This is a genomic window from Stappia sp. MMSF_3263, assembly GCF_030733745.1.
In the GTDB taxonomy this organism is placed as follows: domain Bacteria; phylum Pseudomonadota; class Alphaproteobacteria; order Rhizobiales; family Stappiaceae; genus Stappia.
Genome location: NZ_JASHIK010000049.1, coordinates 1 through 2,535 on the forward strand (window position 1 = coordinate 1; position 2,535 = coordinate 2,535).

Genomic DNA, 2,535 nt, shown 5'->3' on the forward strand with positions numbered 1-2,535 from the left:
GTAAGCGGCCGGTTTATGCCGCAGCGACGATTGATGCAGTTTCGGCTGGCCGCCAATGCCAGGGCAGCAGTTCATCGAGTGCATTGATCTTGTGATCGTTGATGCGGGCCAGAATATCGGCGAGGTAGGCTTGGGGGTTGAGGTTGTGGAGTTTGGCGGTCTCGATGATGGTCATCGCATCGGCAAGCGTTTCCCCACCCGCATCGGAGCCGGCGAACAGGAAGTTTTTTCTTCCGAGCGCGATGGGCCTAATGGCGCGCTCGGCGGGATTGTTGTCGATCGCCACGCGCCCGTCTTCAAGGAATAGGCTGAAGGATGTCCAGCGCTTGAGACCATAGCGGAAGGCCTTAGCTACATCGCTCTTGCCCGAGATACGCTCGAGCTGATCCTCGGCGAAGCGCCTGAAGGCCTCGACGACCGGCTTACTCTCAGCCTGTCTGACAGCGAGGCGCTCCTGGGCTGAACATCCGGTGATGCGCCGTTCGATGTCGTAGAGCACGCCGATGCGGTTGATGGCTTCGAGCGCAATGGGGGATTTGCTCGATGTCCACTCGTCATGGAAGTCGCGCCGCAAGTGTGCCCAGCACGACGCCTCGCGGATACGCTGCTCACCAGTCATGGGATCTGGTTCGTAGAGCTGCCCGAAGCCTGTATAGGCATCGGCTTGCAGGATCCCGGAGAACGCGGCCAGATGACTTTGCGGGTGCTCGCCCTTACGATTGGGTGAGAACAGATAGGTGGCTGCCGGCGGGTCGTCGCCGGCGAACGGGGTGTCATCACGGACATAGACCCAGATGCGTCCCTCTTTGACCGCGCGTTTGGCGCCGCCCGAAGCAATCGCCACCTTGGGATCGAGAACCCGCACGGGCGTGTCGTCGGCATGCAGCCGGTCCGCTGCAAAGACATGGTCGCGAATACGCGAGACCAGAGGCTTGAGCACGCCAACCGCCTGACCGCACCAGTCGATCAGTGTCGAGCGCGGAATATCGGCGCCCATACGGGTGAAGATCTCACCTTGACGATAAAGGGGAAGATGGTCGTCGTATTTGCTGACCAGGATGTGGGCGAGCAGCCCCGGACCTGCCATGCCGCGGGCCACCGGGCGGGTCGGCGCCGGTGTCTGCACCATGGCTTCGCATTTGCGGCACGATTTTTTGGGCCGGGCGATCTCGATCTTCTTGAGTTGCGCGGCAACCAGATCGAGGATCTCCGAGACGTCTTCACCAACCAGGCGCAGCTCGCCGCCGCAGTCTGGGCACTCTGAGCCGGGATCAAGGGTGCGGCGTTCAGTGAGAACGTGCTCGTTCAGAACCGGCTTGCCACGCCGGCGGGGACGAGAGGTGTTCTGTGGCGCTGCAACGGCCTCGTCCTTATCAGCAGACTGGTCGACCGCGGCTCTGGCAACCTCCAGTCCTTCGAGGGCCAGCTCAAGCTGTTCGATATTGCGAGCCACTTTCTCCGAGGAGGTGCCGAACTTCTGCTTCTTGAGCCGCACGATCTGGACCCGAAGAGCATCGACCAGCGCCTCATAGGCGCGGTTGGATCGGGAGAGCTCCTGGATCTGACTGGCCTGTGCAGCGATGATCGCGCGCAACGCATCGAGATCGTCAGGCAGGTGTTCGGCAGGGCCCGTCATGATGAACGAACCCTATCAGAATCCGGCAGTTAGCACCAGAATCATCATGCAAAAACAGTGAGATAATCCGCCGCAACGATCAGGAAAACCGCTCGGGCGGCGTGCCCCAGTTGGGTCGGCGCCAATCGATCCCCTCCCACAACATGGCCAGTTGCGCCGAGGTCAGACGCGCCGTGCCATCGGCGGCGGATGGCCAAGGAAAGCGCCCCTTCTCGAGGATCTTGTAATAGAGGCAGTACCCCTGGCCGTCAAAATAGAGGATCTTGACCCTGTCGCCGCGGCGACCGCGAAAGGCAAAGACGGATCCACTGGCAGGTTTTTGCCGCAGTTGGTCCTGCACGATCGCAGCAAGGCCGGCGATACCCTTCCTCATGTCGGTCACCCCGCAGGCCAGATAGACTCGCACGCCCGTACCCGGCCCAATCATGTCGCCTCGGCAATCCGCATCAGTCGGATCCACTGCGTATCACTCAGCCTCGTCGACGCCCGAATACTGCGTCCGTTGGTGAGAACCACTTCGATGAGGTCGACCGAACCGGAATGAGCATCGCTTGTGCCGGAAACTGCATCTTCGGCAACCTCGACCGGCACCAGAAGACCCTTCCGATCACTGATCAGTCCCTTGCGGCGCATCTCGGTTCGCCACTGATAGATATGCTGGCGGGTGATATCGTGGCGGCGCGCGACACTGGCGACGGTCTCACCATCAACGCCCACCTCGCCGAGGATCGTAAGCTTCTCCTCGTCCGGCCAGCGGCGTCGGCGCTCAACCCCTGTGATCACCTCGTAGCGCATGCTGTTCCCGCCACTCACGTTGCTGACGTCAAAAACGACGCCAATAACGACGGTCATTACACGTCAGCACGCGCCCCGAAAGGCGGCCCAACCCGGCCGGTTAC

Annotated in this window: 3 protein-coding genes; all 3 read right to left on the bottom strand. The window is 61.5% G+C overall.

Annotated elements, in window-relative coordinates:
* Positions 1-13: 13 nt before the first annotated feature.
* The 3 genes from RBB46_RS23240 to RBB46_RS23250 all read right to left on the bottom strand — a co-directional run bounded on the left by RBB46_RS23240 (position 14) and on the right by RBB46_RS23250 (position 2,488).
* Positions 14-1,636 (bottom strand): IS66 family transposase, encoded by a 1,623-nt coding sequence (locus RBB46_RS23240; RefSeq protein ID WP_306031453.1) that lies wholly within the window; start codon positions 1,634-1,636, stop codon positions 14-16.
* Between the two features lie 79 nt (positions 1,637-1,715).
* Entirely contained in the window at positions 1,716-2,063 is a 348-nt protein-coding gene (gene tnpB / locus RBB46_RS23245; RefSeq protein WP_186400794.1) for an IS66 family insertion sequence element accessory protein TnpB, read from the bottom strand.
* Complete coding sequence (locus RBB46_RS23250) at positions 2,060-2,488, bottom strand: transposase (RefSeq protein ID WP_306031454.1); 429 nt, start codon at positions 2,486-2,488, stop codon at positions 2,060-2,062. The genes tnpB and RBB46_RS23250 overlap by 4 nt, the downstream gene beginning before the upstream one ends.
* Between the last annotated feature and the right edge of the window lie 47 nt (positions 2,489-2,535).